The 22,753-nt window shown below is 48.9% G+C and carries 19 protein-coding genes, 1 riboswitch and 1 other annotated feature; of the genes, 13 read left to right on the top strand and 6 right to left on the bottom strand.

Features of this window, described 5'->3' with window-relative positions:
* Positions 1–187 precede the first annotated feature (187 nt).
* On the bottom strand, positions 188–805 hold the full coding sequence (gene hflD / locus J0X00_RS21025; RefSeq protein WP_136484439.1) for a high frequency lysogenization protein HflD: 618 nt from the start codon (positions 803–805) through the stop codon (positions 188–190).
* Positions 806–840: 35 nt separating this feature from the next.
* The gene (gene mnmA, locus J0X00_RS21020) at positions 841–1,959 is read right to left on the bottom strand and encodes a tRNA 2-thiouridine(34) synthase MnmA (RefSeq protein WP_282477676.1); all 1,119 of its coding nucleotides are present in this window, start codon (positions 1,957–1,959) and stop codon (positions 841–843) included.
* A 384-nt stretch (positions 1,960–2,343) separates the two neighbouring features.
* Here mnmA and J0X00_RS21015 point away from each other — a divergent pair, with 384 nt between their 5' ends.
* Entirely contained in the window at positions 2,344–3,648 is a 1,305-nt protein-coding gene (locus J0X00_RS21015) for an inosine/guanosine kinase (protein ID WP_282477675.1), read from the top strand.
* Positions 3,649–3,980: 332 nt separating this feature from the next.
* Here the strand turns inward: J0X00_RS21015 and J0X00_RS21010 are convergent, their stop codons facing one another.
* Positions 3,981–4,385, bottom strand: a complete 405-nt coding sequence (locus J0X00_RS21010) for an H-NS family nucleoid-associated regulatory protein (protein ID WP_136484442.1) — start codon at positions 4,383–4,385, stop codon at positions 3,981–3,983.
* A gap of 407 nt (positions 4,386–4,792) precedes the next feature.
* A riboswitch (Lysine riboswitch) is annotated at positions 4,793–4,976 on the top strand.
* A gap of 111 nt (positions 4,977–5,087) precedes the next feature.
* Here J0X00_RS21010 and J0X00_RS21005 point away from each other — a divergent pair.
* Positions 5,088–6,674 (top strand): Na+/H+ antiporter NhaC family protein, encoded by a 1,587-nt coding sequence (locus J0X00_RS21005; protein WP_282477674.1) that lies wholly within the window; start codon positions 5,088–5,090, stop codon positions 6,672–6,674.
* Positions 6,675–6,835: 161 nt separating this feature from the next.
* Here the strand turns inward: J0X00_RS21005 and J0X00_RS21000 are convergent, their stop codons facing one another.
* Positions 6,836–7,777: a sigma-54 dependent transcriptional regulator gene (locus tag J0X00_RS21000; RefSeq protein ID WP_282477673.1), complete on the bottom strand. Its 942-nt coding sequence runs from the start codon at positions 7,775–7,777 to the stop codon at positions 6,836–6,838.
* Positions 7,778–8,172: 395 nt separating this feature from the next.
* Positions 8,173–8,309 (top strand) — a sequence feature (His leader region).
* A 54-nt stretch (positions 8,310–8,363) separates the two neighbouring features.
* Between J0X00_RS21000 and hisG the strand changes: the two genes are divergently transcribed.
* The 8 genes from hisG to hisIE all read left to right on the top strand — a co-directional run bounded on the left by hisG (position 8,364) and on the right by hisIE (position 15,542).
* Positions 8,364–9,260 carry an ATP phosphoribosyltransferase gene (gene hisG / locus J0X00_RS20995; protein WP_136484445.1) on the top strand — a complete coding sequence of 299 codons (897 nt, stop codon included), beginning with the start codon at positions 8,364–8,366 and terminating at the stop codon, positions 9,258–9,260.
* A 5-nt stretch (positions 9,261–9,265) separates the two neighbouring features.
* Positions 9,266–10,558 (top strand): histidinol dehydrogenase, encoded by a 1,293-nt coding sequence (hisD, locus tag J0X00_RS20990; protein ID WP_136484446.1) that lies wholly within the window; start codon positions 9,266–9,268, stop codon positions 10,556–10,558.
* Between the two features lie 5 nt (positions 10,559–10,563).
* Positions 10,564–11,604 carry a histidinol-phosphate transaminase gene (hisC, locus tag J0X00_RS20985; protein ID WP_218562959.1) on the top strand — a complete coding sequence of 347 codons (1,041 nt, stop codon included), beginning with the start codon at positions 10,564–10,566 and terminating at the stop codon, positions 11,602–11,604.
* A 76-nt stretch (positions 11,605–11,680) separates the two neighbouring features.
* On the top strand, positions 11,681–12,754 hold the full coding sequence (gene hisB, locus J0X00_RS20980) for a bifunctional histidinol-phosphatase/imidazoleglycerol-phosphate dehydratase HisB (protein ID WP_136484448.1): 1,074 nt from the start codon (positions 11,681–11,683) through the stop codon (positions 12,752–12,754).
* A complete protein-coding gene (hisH, locus tag J0X00_RS20975) occupies positions 12,754–13,371 on the top strand; it encodes an imidazole glycerol phosphate synthase subunit HisH (protein ID WP_282477672.1) in 618 nt (205 codons plus the stop codon). The genes hisB and hisH overlap by 1 nt, the downstream gene beginning before the upstream one ends.
* A gap of 46 nt (positions 13,372–13,417) precedes the next feature.
* Positions 13,418–14,155, top strand: coding sequence for a 1-(5-phosphoribosyl)-5-[(5-phosphoribosylamino)methylideneamino]imidazole-4-carboxamide isomerase (gene hisA / locus J0X00_RS20970; protein ID WP_136484450.1), 738 nt, complete (start codon positions 13,418–13,420; stop codon positions 14,153–14,155).
* The gene (hisF, locus tag J0X00_RS20965) at positions 14,137–14,910 is read left to right on the top strand and encodes an imidazole glycerol phosphate synthase subunit HisF (RefSeq protein WP_282477671.1); all 774 of its coding nucleotides are present in this window, start codon (positions 14,137–14,139) and stop codon (positions 14,908–14,910) included. Before hisA ends, hisF begins: the two co-directional genes overlap by 19 nt.
* Positions 14,907–15,542, top strand: a complete 636-nt coding sequence (gene hisIE, locus J0X00_RS20960) for a bifunctional phosphoribosyl-AMP cyclohydrolase/phosphoribosyl-ATP diphosphatase HisIE (protein WP_136484452.1) — start codon at positions 14,907–14,909, stop codon at positions 15,540–15,542. Before hisF ends, hisIE begins: the two co-directional genes overlap by 4 nt.
* Positions 15,543–15,644: 102 nt before the next feature.
* Here the strand turns inward: hisIE and J0X00_RS20955 are convergent, their stop codons facing one another.
* Positions 15,645–16,358, bottom strand: coding sequence for a pseudouridine synthase (locus J0X00_RS20955; RefSeq protein ID WP_218562962.1), 714 nt, complete (start codon positions 16,356–16,358; stop codon positions 15,645–15,647).
* A gap of 481 nt (positions 16,359–16,839) precedes the next feature.
* On the opposite strand from J0X00_RS20955, the gene J0X00_RS20950 reads away from it, so the two are divergent.
* Positions 16,840–19,068: an NADP-dependent isocitrate dehydrogenase gene (locus J0X00_RS20950; protein WP_282477670.1), complete on the top strand. Its 2,229-nt coding sequence runs from the start codon at positions 16,840–16,842 to the stop codon at positions 19,066–19,068.
* A gap of 165 nt (positions 19,069–19,233) precedes the next feature.
* Here J0X00_RS20950 and cspD read toward each other — a convergent pair whose 3' ends face one another.
* Positions 19,234–19,455 carry a cold shock domain-containing protein CspD gene (gene cspD / locus J0X00_RS20945; RefSeq protein WP_136484455.1) on the bottom strand — a complete coding sequence of 74 codons (222 nt, stop codon included), beginning with the start codon at positions 19,453–19,455 and terminating at the stop codon, positions 19,234–19,236.
* Positions 19,456–19,987: 532 nt separating this feature from the next.
* Here cspD and clpS point away from each other — a divergent pair.
* Positions 19,988–20,308, top strand: a complete 321-nt coding sequence (gene clpS / locus J0X00_RS20940) for an ATP-dependent Clp protease adapter ClpS (protein ID WP_136484456.1) — start codon at positions 19,988–19,990, stop codon at positions 20,306–20,308.
* 40 nt (positions 20,309–20,348) lie between these two features.
* Complete coding sequence (gene clpA / locus J0X00_RS20935; protein WP_218562963.1) at positions 20,349–22,616, top strand: ATP-dependent Clp protease ATP-binding subunit ClpA; 2,268 nt, start codon at positions 20,349–20,351, stop codon at positions 22,614–22,616.
* Positions 22,617–22,753 lie beyond the last annotated feature (137 nt).

Raw genomic sequence — 22,753 nt, 5'->3', positions numbered from 1 at the left:
GAGTTTCTAAATTTCGTGTGCTTTATACCAATAACTGTGGTAATTGTCACGAACATTGCGCAATCGTTTGCGCTAAGTTGATTTCAGTTTAAAAAACGTCTTCGGTTGCGGTAATTCCGGCAATTTAAACATGACAGCAACCGAAAAAAATTAGCTCGCGACTAAGCGCGAGCTAATGAATCAATCTTTACAGCCTGGCTAACAGGATTTTAGCCTGCTCAACCATCTTCTTGCGTCCGAAAATCAGGTGACGACGTTTGCCTCCGACCTGACGCCACAGCACTGCACAGCGGATCCCAGACAGCAACAGGGCGCGTACTTTCTGCTGATTACCGGTTTGCTGCAGTACCGCAGGTGTGCCGGTGACCTGAATGCGTGGGCCGATTGGGCTGATGACATCCAGATAAATGCTGGCCAGGTTACTGATCATCTGGTCATCCAACAGATCGAAATGCTCCACCTGACGTTCGATCATCTGGATACGATCCCCTAGCTGAGAAAGGGCATCGCGGCGCTGAGTCAGTTTACGCTCCAGCGCCATCAGGCTGATGATGTAGCGGGTCACTTCGCTGCCTGCAGGCGTGCTGTCGATTCCGTTGACTAAACACTCAAGGCCGACTTTTAGATTAGCCTCACTGCCGAATACGTTGAGTGTATTGGCAGGGTTGGTAGATAAGATGGCCTTGAGAGAAGTTTCAAACGCGTCTGAATCACAGGAACCGTTTTTTGCTACTTGTTGAACCAGGGCAACGGCCTGGCAAATACCGGCAAAAGCGATGGTACGGTCGTAATTTGTGTTAGCCACGTAAATACTCCTAAAGTTGACTAAGTCCTGAATGCCTAAACGATGCGCTCTTCGATGATACCGCCACCCAGACAAACTTCGCCTTGGTAGAATACCGCTGACTGACCCGGGGTCACTGCAACCTGCGGTTCATCAAACATAACTTTGATATTACTGTCATCAAGAGGGATGATAGTACATGGTATATCAGCCTGGCGGTAGCGGGTTTTGACTGTGCAACGTGTTGGTGCTGTAATGATTTCGCGATCTATCCAGTGTAGTTGAGAGGCCACTAAACCCTCTGATTTCAGCAGTGGGTGATCGGCACCCTGAACAGCAATCAGCACGTTACGTTTCAGATCTTTCTCTGCTACATACCAAGGCAATTCGGAACCGTCTTTTAAACCACCGATATGCAGGCCTTTACGCTGGCCCAGGGTGTGATACATCAGGCCTTGGTGTTCGCCGATGACTTTACCTTCCGGTGTTTCGATTTTACCCGGCTGAGCCGGTAAATAGCGAGAAAGGAAATCGGTAAATTTGCGCTCACCGATGAAACAAATACCGGTTGAATCTTTTTTCTTCGCCGTGATCAGCCCTTGCTCTTCAGCAATACGGCGTACTTCTGGTTTTTCCAGTTCACCAACAGGGAACAGGCTGCGTGCGACTTGCTCGTGACTCAGCGTGTACAGGAAGTAACTCTGATCTTTATTGCTGTCCAGGCCTCGCAGCATCTGAGGCTTCTCATCCTGCTCAGGGAAAGTACGGCGTACGTAGTGGCCCATCGCAATGTAGTCTGCATCGAGTACTTCATCTGCGAATTCCAGAAACGCTTTGAACTTAATTTCTTTGTTACAAAGAATGTCCGGGTTTGGGGTACGGCCGGCTTTGTACTCTTCCAGGAAATACTCGAACACATTGTCCCAGTATTCTGCTGCGAAGTTGATGGTATGCAAATAGATACCCAGTTTGTCACAGACCGCCTGAGCATCAGCAAGATCTTCGGCAGCAGTGCAGTATTCTTCGTTATCATCCTCTTCCCAGTTCTTCATAAACAGGCCTTCGACCTGGTAGCCCTGCTGTTGCAGGAGATAAGCTGAAACGGAGGAATCAACGCCACCTGACATGCCGACAATAACTTTCTTTTGGCTGTTTGCGTTGCGGTTTTCTGACATGACTAAACACCACTTAATTAACTAGGAGGCAGATTCTAACAGAAAGATTTTTTTGAGGACAGATCCGCGACTCGAATCACACTTCACACAGACGCTCTCTGCGGTTGCTTAAACGCAGTTTTTGACCAACAACATCATTTCCATGAGGACAGTGTTGCCTGTAAAAACACGGGTAAAGTTGGGGGATGTAAAACAGCGATTAATATAAGGAGATGGGCGTGATCTCATTGTCTAAATAGCGGAGTTCAGAGTGCAATCGTTATTATTTTTGCTATTGCTAAAAATATCATCATTGCAAACGTTTGCTATAATTGTGTGAGTTGCCGCAACATTGGACGCGGGGTAGAATCGCGCATCCTTTCCATCCGAGCCTATACTGACGTTATGAAATTTCCCGGCCAACGCAAATCCAAACACTATTTCCCGGTTCATGCCCGTGACCCGCTTGTGATTCAAGCACAAGAAAGTAAAAGAATGTCACGTACCCACATTATTGGTATTGATCAGACATTGGTTGATATTGAAGCGAAAGTCGATACCGGCCTGATTGAGCGTTATGGGTTGAGCAAGGGGCATTCGCTGGTGATCAGTGATGAGAGTGCAGAAGCTCTATATAGCGAGTTGAAGTCTGAGCAATTGATTACCAATGAATATGCAGGTGGAACTATAGGTAACACGCTTCATAATTATTCGGTATTAGCTGATGACCGTTCAACGTTATTAGGGGTTATGAGTCAGGATATAAAGATCGGCAGCTACGGATACCGCTATCTATGTAATACATCCAGTCGTATGGATTTGAATTACCTCCAAGGTGTTGACGGCGCGATTGGCCGCTGTTTTGCGTTAATTACTGAAGATGGTGAACGAACTTTTGCGATTAGTGAAGGTCAGATGAATCAGCTCAGTCCGGATAATATCCCGGAAAAGATTTTTAAAAGTGCTTCTGCATTAGTGCTCACAGCGTATTTAGTGCGTTGCAAAGAAGGCGACCCTATGCCTGATGCAACCATGCGAGCGATAGAATACGCCAAAAAATATGACGTGCCTGTGGTGCTGACGTTAGGGACTAAATTTGTTATTCAGGATGACCCAGCATTCTGGCAGCAGTTCCTCAATGATCACGTGTCTGTGTTAGCCATGAACGAAGATGAAGCGCAAGCTCTGACCGGCGAAAGCGATCCGCTTGCGGCTTCGGATAAAGCGTTGGATTGGGTTGACCTGGTGTTATGTACGGCAGGTCCTGTCGGTTTGTTTATGGCAGGTTATACGGAAGAATCCAGTAAGCGTGAAACTTCATTGCCTCTGTTACCCGGCTCTATTCCAGAATTTAACCGCTATGAGTTCAGTCGCCCGGCAACCAAAGTCAGCTGTATTAATCCGCTGCGTATTTATTCTCATATTGCGCCTTATATGGGGGGGCCGGAGAAAATAAAAAATACCAATGGAGCAGGGGATGCGGCGCTGTCGGCGTTGTTACACGATATGGCTGCAAATAAGTATCATAAAGAGAACGTTCCTAACTCCAGCAAGCATCAGCACGAGTTTTTGACTTATTCGTCTTTCTCTCAGGTGTGTAAATATTCCAACCGAGTAAGCTATGAAGTCCTGGTTCAGCACTCGCCGCGCTTGTCTCGTGGTCTGCCTGAGCGTGAAGATAGCCTGGAAGAAGCATACTGGGAACGTTAATCGCGGCTCATCAGTGAGCTAGGCTTGATTGCGGCAATAAACTTGATACGTATCTGTAAGCACTGCCAATTTGGTAGTGCTTTTTATTTACCTGCGGGATAAAAATCAACAACAGCGCCGCTTGCTGATTTTGAGTTGATGCCTTTATTGGTTATTGAGTTAAATTATGGAAAGCATGTCGTTTATTGTTTAAGCCACTTATCTGTAACAAAATCTAACGGCGACCTGTGTTAAATCTGTAAGCGGTTTCATGCTCATTCTGTAGCGCATAAATATTTATATCAATAGAAAAAAAAGGCCCCCATATGGGAGCCTTATTAAAAGATAAGCTATTAAAGTGCGAAGTCTTCGAGAGATTTACCTTCGTCCAGAGCTTGTTGGATAACCGATGGAGTACGACCTTGGCCTGTCCAAGTCTTTTCTACACCGTTGTCCATGTATTTATACTTAGCTGGGCGAGGAGCACGTTTGCCTTTCGTTTTTGTTTTAGTTTCACCAGCAAGTGCAGTAATAAGAGCATCAACATCAATGCCGTCTTTTGCAATTTGCTCAGCGATAGCGGCTAATTTAGCCTCTTGAGCTTCACGTGCTGCACGTTCTTCTTCTTCCGCTTCTTTGCGTTCTTCAACAACAGTAGATAATTTATCCAGTGCTTCTTCTAGTTGTTCAACAGTCAATTCACGAGCGTACGCACGAAGGCTGCGAATATTCAACAGAGTTTTTGTAATTTCCGACATTACCGATTCCTATGAAATAAATTCTTTTAACAGTTCAATAGTAAACCCAGCGATTTATTCTGGCAACAATGAAAGTGTAATATTAAGAAAAATATTTGTAAAAATAAAATAACTGCGCCGTGGGCAATTTATTACTCCCGCTTCACCCTTATCTTATTTATGGTTTTATTCGCTGAATTGGTTAAAAGGAGCAATTTATCGCACAAACGCAAATAAGCGAAGTGATATTCATTGCATAATTGTATGAAATGGGTCTCAGCAATGAAATGGATTTCAACATTTTGTGATCAAAATTGAGTAACAGGATGTGTTGCATTGATAATTATCATAAGTACAATAGCGCGCACCTGATGCGAAGTTCGGGATGAGAATCTGTTACAACTGCTTAACAGAGATGTTTGTCCTGGTTTCGATGTAGAGGCGCGATATCGATAAGTAGTCATGATTAGGGTGATGCCAGTGAGTTATGACAAAAGGTGATATCGCCGAAGTCAGCACGCCTGTCAATGCGTCTGGCTGGGGTTGTCAGCGAATAGGGACAACACTGCCATAGTCTATTTTTTCCTTAAACTATGGAGCGCTACTGTAGGGTTGGGTGAAGTGTTCGCTTCCCTTTCGCTTAGTTCAACATAAGTTACGCGTTAGTTCGTGTAGTTTGTCTGCAGTAGATCTCTAGCCATTTATTACTGGTTTTTGAAGATCATGAATTTAATTGATTTTGCTACCTCACCGTTTTCTGTACTTCCGCCTTTGGTGGCATTGACGCTGGCGATCGTAACACGCCGTGTTCTGGTTTCACTGGGTGTCGGTATTATATTGGGTGCGCTTTTACTGGCTGATTATTCAGTGGGTGGAGCATTGAGTTACATCGGTGAAAAAGTCTCAAACGTTTTTGTCGAAGACGGCGGACTGAACACCTGGAATATGAGTATAGTCGGATTTCTTCTGCTGCTTGGCATGATGACGGCGCTGTTGTCTCTGTCAGGTGGTACCCGTGCGTTTGCCGAGTGGGCCCAGGTCCGGGTTAAAAGCAAACGTGGTGCTAAGTTGCTGGCGGCATTTCTGGGCGTATTCATCTTCGTTGATGATTACTTTAACAGCCTCGCTGTTGGTTCTATCTCGCGTCCTGTGACTGATCGTTTTAATGTATCGCGCTCAAAGCTGGCGTACATTCTTGATTCGACCGCTGCCCCTATGTGTGTTGTTATGCCAGCTTCAAGCTGGGGCGCTTATATCATGACCATTATCAGTGGTATCCTGGTCTCTCACGGTATTAGTGACTATTCTCCGCTGGGTGCTTATCTGCGTCTGGTACCGATGAACTTCTACGCGATTTTTGCCTTAATCATGGTGTTTGTCGTGGTCTGGTTCCAGATGGATATCGGCCCGATGCGCAAGCACGAAATTGCCGCATCTATGGGTAAAGGTTCCGATGCGGATGCCCAGGCTCGCGATCTGAATGATGAACTGGATATTCGTGAAAGTGAAAATGGAAAAGTGTCTGACCTTATTTTTCCGATTGTGGCGCTGGTTATCGCCACGATTGGCGCGATGTTGTGGACCGGTGGTCAATCATTGTCAGAACAGGGTACTGCGTTCAATATCTTGGGTGCTTTCGAGAACACGAATGTCGGTACATCACTGATATATGGCGGCTTGGTTGGCCTAGCAGTCGCTCTGTTTACCGTCGTGAAGCAGGGGATTGCGATCAGCGAAATTGGCGCGACACTGTGGGTTGGCGCAAAGTCGATGTTTGGTGCCATTCTGATTCTTATCTTTGCCTGGACGATTGGTGCGGTGATCGGTGATATGAAGACCGGTGCTTACCTGTCGTCTCTGGTGCAGGGGAATATCGATTCGCAGTGGTTGCCGGTCATCCTGTTTGTGCTTTCGGGCATCATGGCATTCGCAACGGGTACATCATGGGGTACCTTCGGCATCATGTTACCGATTGCCGGTGATATGGCCGGTGCGACAGACATTGCATTAATGCTGCCGATGCTGAGTGCGGTTTTGGCCGGTTCTGTATTTGGCGATCACTGTTCTCCAATTTCAGACACCACGATTCTTTCTTCTACCGGCGCGCGCTGTAACCATATCGACCACGTTTCGACTCAGCTGCCTTACTCACTGGCTGTAGCGGGTGTTTCGGCGATTGGGTTTGTCGTACTGGGTATGACAGCATCGGTATTCCTGTCTCTGGCGGCAGCAACGGCGGTATTTATTGCGGTCTGTTTTGCCTTTGTGACGCTATCCCGTGCCAAAATGGCGAGCCTGAAAACGGCCTGATAACCGTCTGATAACCAGGTGGCTGTTTGGTAAGCCTGAGCTGGATTATAAAACTGGCCCGGTTGATAAAAAACTCCGCAAGCGCGGAGTTTTTTATTTGTGTTGCGGTGGTCACTGAAGGCGGTATAACCCGGCATGACTCAGAGCAGGCGCCAAACCGCCTATTTCTGCAAATTATATTTCTTTAATAGTCGATAAAGTGTCGTACGTGATATTCCCATATAGCGCGCTGCAGCACTCATATTATGCTTGTGGTCACTGATGACCTGCAGCAGGTAATCAGAATCAATCGTGTCCGATGCCGGTAGCATTTGCCGATCTGCAATTTCAAGCCCCAAATCCGCAATGGTGATGTTTTTGTCTCCGCACATGATAATTGCACGCTGAATGACATTTCTGAGCTCACGCACATTCCCTGGCCATGAGTGGCGGGTCAGATAGGCGACCACGGCTTTACTGAGGTGTTTTTTCTTGCCGTCGCTCAATACGTTGAGGAAATACTGGGCATAATCAGGAATATCTGCCTTACGTTCTCTTAATGCCGGAATATACAGCGGCAAGATATTGAGTCGGTAATACAAGTCCTCTCGGAAACCGCCCTGAATGACGTCGTGTTTGAGATCGACGTGACTGGCCGCAATGATACGACAGTCAACGGATACCGAACTGTCAGACCCCAGGCGTTGCATTTTTTTAGATTCAATAAAGTGCAGCAGATGAATCTGCAAATCAGAGGGCATATCTCCGATCTCATCCAAAAACAGGGTGCCGTGATTGGAACGCTGGATATAACCAATGTGGTCGGCAATAGCGCCGGTAAAGGCGCCTTTTTGATGGCCAAACAGTTCGGACGCGATCAGACCACTGGCTATGGAGCCACAATTGACCTCAATATACGGATACTGGGCTCGTGCGGACAGTGAGTGAATCAGTTTGGCACACAACCCTTTACCCACCCCGGTTTCACCCTGGATCAGTACTTCGGCATCGCTGGCGGCGTATTTGGAGATTTTGTTGCGTATATCTGCCATACTCGAGCTACTGCCAATCAGCTCCAGAGTTTTATAATCATTCGGGCATAACACATCGACATGGGGGCTCACAGCTTCGTACCTTGTTAAACAAGACTCCATATAACCCTAGTGCTTCTGGGCTAATTAGGGAGCGATTGGCTGTCTTATATATGAGAAAGCTATCGCTCAGACACGTTTTTTTGTGAAGGCAATTGCTGTGCAACTGTTATTTTAAGGTGTTCGCTGAGTAGCAACTCATCAGGCCGGAATTATCAGTGTGCCGCTAAGATCAGTAAAAGTGATGTCGATCAGCAGATGTGACGTTGTTCTTTTAAAGGTTTTTAGGGTATTTCATACTATTTAACCCGTGGCAGGAAAAAAAATGCAATTAGCAGTTGCAAATTCTGTCGAGCTTAGTTAGTGTTGAAACCAATCAAGTTAACCAGTTCAGAAGTAAATAGTATGCGTAATTTTGTAATGAATATTCATCATCACCATCATCCCTAAGCAGTCTTTCGGGAGATGTACGCATACCCGGGAGGCAGGACTCTCCCGGTGGTTATATGAAAAAATTTTCAGAAATCAGACCCTCGGGAGACAAATCTCTCGAGGGTTTTTTTCTATCTGGCTCAGATAAATCTGAAATAAATTCAATATCTTACAAAGGAATCATGTAATGCAGACACAACGCCTACGAATCGCCGTTCAGAAGAAAGGTCGCCTGAGCAAAGAGTGCCAGGAACTACTGAAAAAGTGCGGTGTTAAATTTAACATCATGGGTGAGCGTCTGGTGGTTCACTCACTAAATATGCCAATCGACCTGCTGCTGGTTCGTGATGACGATATTCCGGGTCTGATCATGGATGGCGTGGTTGACCTTGGTTTTGTCGGTGAGAACGTTCTGGAAGAAGCCTGTCTTGACCGCCAGGCTCTGAACCAGCCAAGCAACTACGTGCCTCTGCGCCGCATGGATTTTGGCGGCTGCCGTCTGTCCATCGCTATCGATAAAGAAATGCCTTACAACGGCCCTCAGGACCTGCGTGGTAAGCGCATTGCAACCACTTACCCTCAACTGCTGAAGTCTTACATGGACAAGCAGGGCATTGATTTCAGTACCTGTATGCTGACGGGGTCTGTTGAGGTCGCTCCGCGCGCTGGCCTTGCTGATGCGATTGCCGACCTGGTATCTACTGGCGCAACACTGGAAGCCAACGGTCTGAAAGAAGTGGAAGTCATCTATGAATCAAAAGCGGTTCTGATTCAGCGTGGTGGTGATTTTGCAGCGGATAAAGTGGCGTTGATCGAGAAACTGTTGGCGCGTATGCAAGGTGTTCAACAGGCGAAAGAGTCGAAATACATCATGCTGCACGCCCCGGCTGACAAGCTGGCTCAGGTTAAGTCTCTGCTGCCGGGTGCGGAAGATCCAACGGTTCTGCCTCTGTCTGAAGACAAAACGAAAGTAGCCGTACACATGGTGAGCTCTGAGAACCTGTTCTGGGAAACGATGGAACAACTGAAAGCACTGGGCGCAAGTTCTATCCTTGTACTACCGATTGAAAAAATTATGGAGTAGTCGCCATGAGAACCGTTGTATGGCAATCATTAAGTGAAGAGCAGCAGGATTCAATTCTGCAGCGTCCGGCAATCGCTGAAGGAGCAAACATTACTGCTGCTGTTTCAGAAGTGATTGGTCAGGTCCGTGCCCGCGGTGATGCCGCATTATTGGAACTGACGGAAAAATTTGACCGCGTGAAGCCGGAATCGATCCGCGTTTCTCAGCAAGAAATTGATGCAGCGTCTGAGCGTCTGACTGATGAGATGAAACAGGCTCTCGATCAGGCTTACACCAACATTGCTAAATTCCACAAAGCGCAGAAGCCACAACCGATCAAAGTGGAAACCATGCCAGGCGTGGTTTGTGAGCAGGTAACCCGTTCGATCAACAAAGTAGGCCTGTACATTCCGGGTGGCAGTGCGCCGCTGCCTTCAACGGTTCTGATGCTCGGTGTGCCTGCACAAATTGCTGGCTGCCGTAAAGTGGTGCTTTGCTCACCGCCGCCAATTGCCGATGAGATCCTGTACGTCGCCAAACTGTGTAACATCGATGAAGTGTATAACGTTGGTGGTGGTCAGGCGATTGCGGCGATGGCTTACGGCACAGAAACTGTGTCTAAAGTGGATAAAATTTTCGGCCCTGGCAACGCTTACGTAACCGAAGCTAAGCGTCAGGTCAGCAATGATTTCCGCGGTGCAGCGATCGATATGCCGGCGGGCCCGTCTGAAGTGCTGGTCATCGCTGATGAAACGGCTGATGCTGACTTTATCGCGGCAGATTTGCTCAGCCAGGCAGAACACGGCCCTGATTCACAAGTGGTTTTAGTGACGCCGTCACCTGTTATCGCTGATCAGGTCACTGATGCGGTGCAAAAGCAGTTGGCGCAGCTTTCCCGCTCTGCAATTGCTGAGAAGGCACTGGCATCAAGCCTGATTATTATTGCCGAGTCCCTGACTCAGGCGGTCTCTATCTCTAACTACTATGGCCCGGAACACCTGATTGTTCAGACTAAGAATCCACGTGAACTGGTGCCTTTGCTTGATAATGCAGGTTCTATTTTCCTCGGTGACTGGTCACCGGAATCTGTCGGTGACTACGCTTCCGGTACCAACCACGTATTGCCGACATACGGTTATACCCGTACGTACTCGAGTCTTGGTCTGGCGGATTTCAGTAAACGTATGACAGTGCAGGAGCTAAGCGCAGATGGTCTGCAGGCTCTGGCTCCGACAGTGGTTGCAATGGCAAATGCGGAAGGTTTGGATGCACACCGACGTGCAGTCACCATCCGGGTTGAAAAGTTACAAAAGGCGTAATCATCATGGAAAAACTCGCTCGTAAACAAGTTCAGGCACTGACACCTTATATGTCAGCGCGCCGCATCGGCGGTAGTGGTGATGTTTGGCTCAATGCCAATGAATCACCATTCGACAACGAGTATAAAACGGATTTTACCCGTCTTAACCGTTACAGCGATTGTCAGCCGCCTGCACTTATCGAGGCTTATGCGGCCTACGCTGGTGTGCAGGGTAATCAGGTGCTGACCTCACGTGGTGCCGATGAAGGCATTGAGCTGCTGATTCGCGCTTTTTGTGAGCCGAATGAAGACGCGATTCTTTACTGCCCGCCGACCTATGGTATGTACGCGATCAGCGCTGAGACAATCGGTGTTGAGCGTAAAGTAGTGCCTCTGACGGCTGAATGGCAGCTGGATCTGGATGCGATCGAAGCCAATCTGGACAACGTCAAACTGGTCTTTGTCTGCAGCCCGAACAACCCGACCGGTAACCTGGTGAAGCGCACTGATATCGTTAAGCTGCTGGAAATGACCAAAGACCGTGCCATTGTCGTGATGGATGAAGCTTATATTGATTTCTGTCCGGAAGCCTCGACGGTTGATCTGCTGGCGCAGTACTCAAATCTGGCGATTCTGCGCACGTTGTCAAAAGCGTTTGCGCTGGCAGGATTACGTTGTGGTTTCACCCTGGCGAATGAAGAGCTGATTAATGTACTGCTGAAAGTGATTGCGCCGTATCCGGTACCGGTACCGGTCGCCGATATCGCGGTGCAGGCACTGTCTGAAGCCGGCCTGGCTCGTGCTAAGTTCCAGGTTCTGGATCTCAACGCCAACCGTGCTTATCTGCAGGTAGGTCTGCAGATGATTGCAGGTCTCACCGTATTTGAAGGCTGGGGTAACTACCTGCTGGTGAAATTTCCGGATGGCGATGCGCTGTTTAAAGCCGCCTGGGACCACGGCATCATTCTGCGTAATTCACCGATTGAAAACTGCGTACGAATTTCAGTCGGAAACCGGGAAGAGTGTGAAAAAACCGTTGCGTTTATTCGCAATTATTACCAGTAATCGATAATTAATGAACACTGATCTGTGATGAGTGTGGCAGTGCTGTCCGCGCTGCCGTTAAGAAAAGGATATTCCCGTGAGCAATCAACAAAAAATTCTTTTTATCGACCGTGATGGCACCTTAATTGTTGAGCCGCCGGTTGATTTTCAGGTTGACCGTTTAGATAAACTGAAGCTTGAACCTTATGTCATCCCAAGCCTGCTGGCGCTACAAGATGCCGGTTACCGTCTGGTGATGGTAACCAACCAGGACGGTCTTGGCACCGACAGCTACCCGCAGCAAGATTTCGATGCACCGCACAATATGATGATGGACATTTTTGCATCGCAGGGTGTGAAATTTGACGATGTGCTAATCTGCCCTCACTTTGAGAAAGACAACTGCTCCTGCCGTAAGCCTAAACTGGGTATGGTGAAAGAATACCTGCAAAGCGGCCGGGTGGATTTCCAACACTCTGTTGTGATTGGCGACCGTGCGACGGATTTACAGCTGGCTGAAAACATGGCAATTCGTGGTATCCAGTACCACCCGGAAACCATGGGTTGGCCAGCAATCGTTAAAGATCTGACGATCAAAGCGCGTACCGCTCAAGTGGTGCGCAAGACCAAAGAAACCGATATTCAGGTGGCTGTCAATCTGGATGAAACCGGCGGCAACCAGATTGAAACCGGTCTGGGCTTTTTTGACCATATGCTGGATCAAATCGCCACGCACGGCGGCTTCCAGATGAAACTGAAAGTGGTGGGCGATCTGCACATTGATGATCACCACACGGTTGAAGATACTGCACTGGCCCTGGGGCAGGCATTGAAAGATGCGCTGGGCGACAAACGCGGTATCGGTCGTTTTGGTTTCAGTCTGCCGATGGACGAGTGTCTGGCACAGTGTGCGCTGGATCTGTCTGGTCGTCCTTACCTTAAGTTTGATGCTGAGTTCAGCCGTCCTCAGGTGGGCGACTTGTCGACTGAAATGGTGTATCACTTCTTCCGTTCTCTGACTGACACGCTGGCGTGTACGCTGCACCTGTCTTCAGCAGGTGAGAATGATCACCACATCATTGAGAGCCTGTTCAAAGCCTTCGGCCGTACGCTGCGCCAGGCCATTCAGGTGCAAGGCAATGAGCTGCCGAGCAGTAAAGGGGTGTTGTAATGAGCCAGAGTCAGAAGGTCGTTATCATTGATACCGGTTGTGCCAACGTTTCTTCCGTGCGTTTTGCGATTGAACGTCTTGGCTACGTGGTGACCATCTCCAAAGACCCTGCTGTAGTGCTGGCGGCAGATAAACTGTTTTTGCCTGGGGTGGGCACTGCGAGCGAAGCGATGCAAAACCTCAAGCAGCGCAATCTTATTGAGCTGGTCAAGAAAGTTGAAAAGCCGATGCTGGGTATTTGTCTTGGCATGCAGCTTTTGGGCAAACTGTCGGAAGAGAAAGGTCAGAAGGCCGATGAGATCGTTGACTGTCTTGGCCTGGTAGAAGGCGAAGTCCGCCTGATGCAAACCGGCGACCTGCCACTGCCGCACATGGGCTGGAATACCGTATCAGCCACGCCAGGGCATCCGCTGTTTAAAGATATTGAAGAAGGTGAGTACTTCTACTTTGTGCACAGCTTTGCGATGCCGGTGGGGGATTACACCATTGCTCAGTGTCAGTATGGCAACCCGTTTAGTGCAGCGATCCAGAATGGCAATTACTACGGCGTGCAGTTCCACCCGGAACGTTCTTCAAAAGCCGGTTCAAAGCTGATTCAAAACTTTTTGGAATTGTAAGGATGAGTGCCTGATGACTGTTATCAGGCCTTAATAAGGAATAGTGATGATCATTCCCGCATTAGATTTAATTGAAGGCCAGGTGGTACGTTTGTATCAGGGCGATTACGGCCAGGTCACCGAATATAAAGTGGACCCAGCAGAGCAGTTCAATCTGTATCACCAGGCTGGTGCGAACTGGCTGCACCTGGTTGACCTGACTGGCGCCAAAGATACCACGGCACGTCAGCTCGACCTGATTGCCAGACTGCTGGCCAGCACTCCGGCTCACATCCAGATTGGTGGTGGTGTGCGCAGTGAACAAGACGTGATTGATTTGCTGGAAGCGGGTGCACAGCGCGTTGTGGTTGGTTCTACCGCAGTGAAACAACCAGAATTGGTTAAAGGCTGGATGAGCAAATACGGCGCAGAAAAGATTGTTCTGGCGCTGGACATCAACATTGATGCTGACGGCGTGCGTAAGGTCGCGATTTCCGGCTGGCAGGAAGACTCAGGTGTAACCATCGAAGCTCTGATAGATGACTACCTGACGGTCGGTCTCAAGCACGTGCTGTGTACCGATATTTCCCGTGACGGTACACTGGCGGGCTCGAACGTTGATCTGTATGTTGATTTATGTAAGCAGTATCCTCAGGTGCAGTTCCAGTCTTCGGGCGGTATCGGTAGCCTGGCGGATATCGAAGCACTGAAAGATACTGGTGTAGCAGGTGTGATCGTAGGTCGCGCCCTGCTGGATGGTAAATTTACCGCACAGGAGGCGTTCGCATGTTGGCAAAACGCATAATCCCTTGTCTCGACGTTCGTGATGGTCAGGTGGTGAAGGGCGTTCAGTTCCGTAACCACGAAATCATCGGTGACATCGTCCCGCTGGCACAACGTTACGCCGCAGAAGGCGCGGATGAGCTGGTATTTTACGATATCACCGCATCCAGTGATGGCCGCGTGGTGGATAAAAGCTGGGTGTCTCGTGTGGCGGAGGTGATTGATATCCCTTTCTGTGTCGCCGGCGGCATCAAGTCAGCAGAAGATGCAGCGCGTATTCTGGAGTTCGGCGCGGATAAAGTGTCGATTAACTCTCCGGCTCTGGCCAACCCGCAGTTGATCACGGATTTGGCGGATAAATTCGGCGTGCAGTGTATTGTGGTGGGTATCGACTCTTACTTTGATAAAGAGACCGGTAAATACCAGGTGTATCAGTTTACCGGTGATGAAGCACGTACCAAAGCAACCCAATGGGAAACCAAAGACTGGGTGCAGGAAGTGCAGAAACGCGGTGCCGGTGAAATCGTGCTGAATATGATGAACCAGGACGGCGTGCGTAATGGTTACGATCTTGAGCAGCTCAACATGGTGCGTTCAGTGTGTAAAGTGCCTTTGATCGCGTCTGGCGGTGCCGGTGCGATGGAACATTTCGCCGATGCTTACAAGCTGGCTAATGTCGATGGCGCCCTGGCGGCATCGGTGTTCCACAAACAGATCATCAATATTGGTGAACTAAAACAGTATTTAAAACAACAAGAGATCGAGGTAAGACTATGAGCCAAGCAGTACCAAGCCTGACAGAGCTCTCAGACCGCATTAACTGGGAAAAGGTCGATGGTCTTGTACCGGCAATTGTCCAGGATTTCGCATCCAGCCAGGTGCTGATGATGGGTTACATGAACCAGGACGCTCTGGCAAAGACGCTGCAAACTGAACAGGTGACGTTTTTCTCACGCACCAAAGAGCGTCTTTGGACCAAGGGTGAAACCTCGGGCAATGTGTTACAACTGAAAAATATCGCTTTGGATTGTGACCAGGACACGCTGTTGGTTAAAGTCAACCCAATCGGTCCGACGTGTCACACTGGTACCACGACCTGTTGGGATGGCGACTCGCAAGAGGAGTCACAAATGGTGTGGCTTCATCAACTTGAGCAGCTACTGGCTGCCCGCAAGAGTGCCGACCCAGAGTCCTCTTACACTGCCAGCCTATATTCGCGTGGTACCAAACGTATTTCGCAGAAAGTGGGCGAAGAAGGCGTTGAAGTCGCGCTTGCGGCGACGTCGGGCGATAAGGCGGAACTGATTTGTGAATCGGCTGACCTGATTTACCACCTGCTGGTGTTGTTGCAAGATCAAGGCCTGTCGATGAGCGATGTGATTGATAAGCTCAAAGAGCGCCACAAGTAACGCTTAGTGATACGACAGTACGACATAATACAAAACGCCCTTGAGGGCGTTTTGCTTTTGGCCTGAGAAACAACAATGGGCCGGAGAAGTTTGATCTGTGTGTCAGAGCTTGATCTCTTTCCATTCACCCGGCTGCAGGTCGCCGAGTACAATATCACCCATAGAATAGCGGATCAGGCGTAGGGTAGGGAAGCCGATATGTGCGGTCATGCGGCGCACCTGACGGTTGCGTCCTTCGATGATGGTGATGGCCAGCCAGGTGGTCGGGATTGCAGCGCGATAGCGTACCGGCGGATGGCGATCCCAGAGTTTTGGCTCGGTCATAATAGCCACCTTTGCAGGCAGAGTCGGGCCATCTTTGAGCGTGACTCCGCGCCGCAGCTGTTGCAGATCTTGCTCTTGCGGGGCGCCTTCCACCTGCACCCAGTAGGTCTTCGGCGATTTAGACTGCGGCTGAGTCAGGCGGGCCTGCAAAATACCATCATTAGTCAGAACCATCAGTCCTTCACTGTCACGGTCAAGGCGACCGGCGGCATAAATGTCCTTGAGCGGAATAAAATCCGCCAGAGTTTTACGCCCTTCACCGTCGGTAAACTGGCTCAGCGTGTCAAACGGCTTATTGAAGATCACCACTTTACGGTCTTGAGGAGACACTCTTGGCTTATCGGCACGCGCACGTTGCCCGTTTGTTGGTTTGCGATGACGTTGTGGACTCTTGGCATTACGCACAGAATCGGAAGATTTTGCTCGTTTAAAATGCGGCTTTGGGGCGCCGTGTGTTGAGGTAGCAGAAGCTCGCGGCGAGCGGGATGACATGTTAAGTACCTTGCAAAAATGTGAATGACTTGTATTTCAAAGTTTCCAGACGGGCGGATTTAAGCTATTATTTGCGCGCCCGAAAACAGTAATGACGAACAAGATGATAGACTATTATCTTAGTTTTGTTTAATTATAACTGCCTTCACTCACGGACTGTATCCCAAGTCATTGGATCTGCTGTCAGACCAGAAGCGCATCGGCCCTCAAAAGCAACTTATTGTATGGAATTGAGTTGTATAGAATTGAGGACAGGGAGCGCGGCGACGGCATCAAAGCAGCGACAAAGCGACTGGGTATTGGACGGACGCGCAGATTCATCGTGTTCGGCCCGGGACTTGAAGACCGAGACTTGAAAAAGTGGGATTATCGTACCCTGGTTGGACGGCGCTTCCTGCTGGGCAGGAGGGGTCAACAGAGTACGGACATTCACACAGTGTGATGCAATTCATTGCGCTGTTAGAACAAATAGGGAAAGTTCATGCCTACAGAAAAACCTACAATTATCTACACCATCACTGACGAAGCTCCGGCACTAGCCACTTATTCATTGCTGCCAATCATTCAGTCATTTACAGCATCGTCAGGTATCAACGTTGAGACGCGTGACATTTCGTTAGCAGGCCGAATTCTTGCCAACTTCCCTGAGCACCTGAAAGAAGACCAGCGTATCGGTGATGCACTGGCTGAACTGGGTGACCTTGCTCAGACTCCAGAAGCGAACATCATCAAGCTGCCAAATATCTCTGCATCTGTTCCTCAGCTGCGTGCAGCCATCAAAGAGCTTCAGGAAAAAGGCTACAGCCTGCCTAACTACCCAGATGAGCCAAGTACTTACGAAGAAGAAGCGATCAAAGCAACTTACGACAAAATCAAAGGTAGTGCGGTAAACCCTGTACTGCGTGAAGGTAACTCAGACCGTCGTGCGCCTGCATCAGTGAAAAACTATGCGAAGAAGAACCCGCACTCAATGGGGGCCTGGTCTGCAGATTCTAAGTCACATGTTGCAAGCATGGACGACAAAGATTTCTTCGGCAGCGAAAAGTCACTGACTGTCGATGCAGCCACTCAGGTTTCAATTGAATTTGTTGGTAAAGATGGTTCAAGCAAAGTGCTGAAAAAACCATTTGCACTGCAAGATAAAGAAATCATCGATACCACAGTAATGAACAAGAAAGCTCTGGTTGAGTTTTTCGAGAAAGAGATCGCTGAAGCGAAGAGCCAGGATGTACTGCTGTCTCTGCACATGAAAGCGACGATGATGAAAGTCTCTGACCCGGTGATTTTTGGTCACGCGGTTAAAGTGTACTACAAAGAGGTATTTGCTAAATACGGCGAGCTGTTCGAACAGCTGGGTGTTGATGTGAACAACGGCCTGGGTGATGTATACGCGAAGATCCAGACTCTGCCAGAAGCCCAGCGCACTGAGATCGAAGCGGCAATCGCAGCGGTTTATGAAACCCAGCCTGCACTGGCGATGGTTGACTCAGACCGTGGTATCACCAACCTGCATGTACCAAGCGACATCATCGTTGATGCCTCTATGCCAGCCATGATCCGTTCTTCCGGCCAGATGTGGGGCCCGGATGGTAAACAGAAAGACACTAAAGCACTGATCCCGGATCGCTGCTACTCAGGTGTTTACCAGGCCGTGATCGAATTCTGTAAGGAAAACGGTGCTTTCGACCCAACCACTATGGGCAGCGTACCAAACGTCGGCCTGATGGCGCAGAAAGCAGAAGAATACGGCTCACACGATAAGACCTTCATCCTCGACGCTGAAGGTAGCGTACGCGTTGTAGACGCGGCGGGTAACGTGCTGCTGGAACAAGCGGTTGAAGCTGGCGACACCTTCCGTATGTGCCAGGTGAAAGATGCACCGATCCAGGATTGGGTTAAACTGGCGGTTGCCCGCGCTCGCGCAACGGGTGCACCAGCGGTATTCTGGCTGGATGAAGCTCGCGCACACGATGCAGAGCTGATTAAGAAAGTGAACCAGTACCTGCCAGAGCACGACACTGCGGGTCTTGAAATCAAGATCCTCTCGCCAGTCGAAGCGACTAAGTACTCTCTGGTTCGCATTAAAGAGGGGCTGGATACGATTTCTGTCACTGGTAACGTTCTGCGTGACTACCTGACTGACCTGTTCCCGATTCTGGAACTGGGTACTTCAGCGAAAATGCTGTCTGTTGTTCCTCTGATGAACGGTGGCGGTCTGTTCGAAACCGGTGCGGGCGGTTCTGCGCCTAAACACGTTCAGCAAGTAGAGAAAGAGAACCACCTGCGTTGGGACTCACTGGGTGAATTCCTGGCTCTGGCTGCATCTTTGGAGCATCTGAGCGAAGTCAGCAATAATCCTAAAGCTCAAGTGCTGGCGGATGCACTGGACAAAGCAACCGGTCAGTTCCTGGATACCAACAAGTCTCCTTCACGTAAAGTGGGTGAACTGGATAACCGTGGCAGCCACTTCTATCTGGCTATGTACTGGGCACAAGCTCTGGCTGAGCAGACTGCAGATGCCGACCTGGCCGCAGAATTCGCACCAATCGCGAAACAGATGCAAGACAACGAAGCAAGCATTGTTGCTGAGCTGAACAGCGCGCAAGGTGTGAGTGTTGACCTGGGTGGTTACTATGCACCGGTATTTGAAAAAGCATCCGCTGTTATGCGCCCAAGTGCGACTCTGAACAGCATCATCGATCGTGCGTAATACCTGACACGGAGTCGTTACTCACATACGGGTAACGGTTTCACGGTAGTCAACGCTCAGATGTATCAGATGTAATAAAAAGAACACCCGCCATATGGCGGGTGTTCTTTTTACGGCAGTCGGTAACGCTTACCGAACAAAATATCTATCATCTTTTGGCAGCGATTATTTTGCTTGTTGACCCTCAATCGGTACAACGCTGCTGGCGTGGTAACCTTTAGGGCCTTGTTCAACTTCATACGATACTGTCTGGCCCGCTTTCAACGTCCGATAGCCATCCATCTGGATCGTTGAATAATGGGCAAAAATGTCTCCGTCTTCACCTTCCGGACAAATAAATCCAAATCCTTTGGCGTTGTTGAACCATTTAACTGTACCTGTAGCCATGCTTTACATCCCTCATGCATTTTCGTTACTGATGTTGTTTAAGAGAAAACTCACTTGTTCTCCATCGTCGTGAGCTCTCCAAGTAGTGAATAGCCATTTAGCCGCTGCCAAATTTTTAGTCACTATTTGACCAATGTAGCCAATGATTGAACACAGTCAATAGGAAAACCGTATAAAGATATGTAGTTTTATAAGTAAATCACTATTGGTCGTACGTAACTCAAACTTATGGCACATGTTGGTGAGTAATTTGCAATTTGTTAATGGCAGGTTGCTAATTTGATAATTTTGACAGTTGCAAATAGCGAAGCATATTGTGAGTTTATTTGCATATTGACGGTTGCTTTTTGTTCAAATGCATGGGTGATGGCACTGAATAGCAATCTTTTATTTGCAGCGATACAATTGCTGCATTAGTCTCTAATTAAGGGTTGTTTTCACCTGAAGTGACAGCATGTTAGGTTATGAAACCGTGTTGTGAATGGGACTGAATAGGTTATTGATTTGAGAAACAGTCTGAATAACGGCCGTCATGAGCAAAAACTTTGAATGGGTGTCTCCGGGCTCAGAACTACTGGAGCGAGAAGAAACAGGGATCAAGCCACCGGCTATGTATAACGTATTGTTAAACAATGACGATTACACACCGATGGACTTTGTCATCGAAATCCTGGAACGTTTTTTCTCGATGGATATCGAACGAGCGACGCAGGTAATGCTCAAGGTGCATTACGAAGGTAAAGCAATTTGTGGCACATTTACTGCAGAGGTTGCAGAGACGAAAGTCGCACAGGTGACAATGTACTCAAGGGAAAATGAGCACCCACTGTTATGCACCATGGAGCAAGCTTAGAACTTGCGACGACGATGTGGTTGTTCCTTAAGGAGGCCTTATGCTTAACAAAGAACTAGAGTCGAGTCTAAATGGCGCGTTCGCTCGAGCGCGGGACAAAAGACATGAATTTATGACCGTCGAGCACCTCCTACTCGCATTGTTGGAAAACGATGCCGCGAAGGAAGCACTGCTGGCGTGTCAGGCTGATATCGACACATTACGTCGTGAGCTGGATACATTCATCGATCAAACGACGCCCCTCATCCCGGAAAATGACGAGACGCGTGAGACACAACCAACGCTGAGTTTTCAGCGCGTTTTGCAGCGTGCCGTTTTCCATGTTCAGTCATCCGGGCGTAGCGAAGTGACCGGAGCTAATGTCCTGGTCGCCATTTTTAGTGAGCAAGAGTCTCACGCAGCTTACCTGCTGAAGAAAAACGACATCAGTCGTCTGGATATTGTTAACTTTATTTCACACGGCATCACCAAAGCGTCCAGCTCCGGCGAAGACTCTTCATCCGATTCTTTCGGTACCGAGAGCGGTGAAGAGGTGAGTGCAGACGAACGTCTGGAAAGCTTTGCCACTAACCTCAATCATCTGGCCAAACAAGGTAAGATTGACCCGCTGATTGGCCGTGACAAGGAGCTGGAAAGAACCATTCAGGTGCTGTGCCGCCGCCGCAAGAACAACCCGCTGCTGGTGGGTGAGGCCGGCGTTGGTAAAACGGCGATTGCTGAAGGTCTGGCATGGCGTATCGTTGAAGGCCAGGTACCTGAAGTGATCAAAGACAGCGTGATTTACTCGCTGGATATCGGCTCTCTGCTGGCGGGTACTAAATACCGCGGCGATTTTGAGAAGCGCTTCAAGTCGATTCTTAAACAACTGGAAAAAGAGAAAGACGCTATCCTGTTTATCGATGAAATCCACACTATTATTGGCGCGGGTGCAGCATCGGGTGGCCAGGTTGATGCCGCTAACCTGATTAAACCTCTGCTGAGCAGCGGTAAACTGCGCTGTATCGGTTCGACGACTTATCAGGAATACAGCAACATTTTTGAGAAAGAGCGTGCGTTATCGCGCCGTTTCCAAAAAATTGATGTGGTAGAGCCATCATTGGATGACACCACCAAGATTCTGATGGGGCTAAAGCCTAAATACGAAGCGCACCACGACGTCCGCTATACCAACAAAGCACTGCGTGCGGCTGTTGAGTTGTCGGCGAAATACATTAATGAGCGTCACCTGCCAGATAAGGCTATCGATGTGATTGATGAAGCCGGTGCGCGAATCCGTCTGCTGCCAGCCAGTCGTCGTAAGAAAACCATCGGTGTGGCTGAAATTGAAGCCATGGTCGCAAAAATGGCGCGTATTCCGGAAAAATCAGTGTCGTCTTCTGATAAAGACATCCTGAAAAATCTGGACCGCAAAATGAAGATGCTGGTATTCGGACAAGATAATGCGATTGACGTACTGACCGAATCCATCAAGTTGACCCGTGCAGGGCTGGGCTCGGACAATCGTCCGGTGGGTTCCTTCCTGTTCGCCGGTCCGACCGGGGTAGGTAAAACGGAAGTCACAGTCCAGCTGTCTAAGTTGCTGGGTATTGAACTGCTGCGCTTTGATATGTCTGAGTACGGTGAACGCCACTCTGTGAGCCGCCTGATTGGTGCGCCTCCGGGTTACGTTGGTTTCGACCAGGGTGGTTTGCTGACGGATGCGGTGATTAAGCACCCTCACTCGGTGGTACTGCTGGATGAGATTGAGAAAGCTCACCCGGATATCTTTAACCTGCTGCTGCAGGTGATGGATAACGGTACGCTGACGGACAACAATGGTCGTAAAGCGGATTTCCGTAATGTGATCCTGGTGATGACGACCAACGCCGGTGTGGCAGAAACCGTGAAGAAATCGATCGGGATGATCCAGCAAGATCATAGCCATGATGCCATGGCTGAGATCAAGAAGGTATTTACACCTGAGTTCCGTAACCGACTTGACCATATTATTTGGTTCAACGCGCTGGATGAACGGGTTATTCATCAAGTGGTCGACAAATTTATTGTCGAACTGCAGGTCCAACTGGATGCTCGTGGCGTGTCTCTGGAAGTATCCGAAGATGCTCGTCACTGGTTGGCAATCAAGGGCTATGACCGTGAAATGGGTGCACGCCCAATGGGCCGTGTTATTCAGGATAAACTGAAAAAACCATTGGCGAACGAATTGTTGTTCGGCTCACTGGTTGACGGCGGTACGGTGAAAGTTGCGCTGAGTGACGATAACCTGACCTTTGAATACATGGGAACCCGCGAAGAAGTGGTTCACTGATTCACTTGTCATCGAGACAGGTTGACCTATCTGCAATAAATGCAAAAGCGCACTGAAATCAGTGCGCTTTTTTGTGTTTCGGATCTGGACAGTCTGTTCGATTTGCCAGCCAATTCAAGTTGTACAGAACACGGGCT

It is taken from the genome of Vibrio sp. ABG19 (genome assembly GCF_029962385.1).
GTDB lineage: Bacteria > Pseudomonadota > Gammaproteobacteria > Enterobacterales > Vibrionaceae > Vibrio > Vibrio ostreae.
This window is presented reverse-complemented; position numbering and strand designations above follow the sequence as displayed.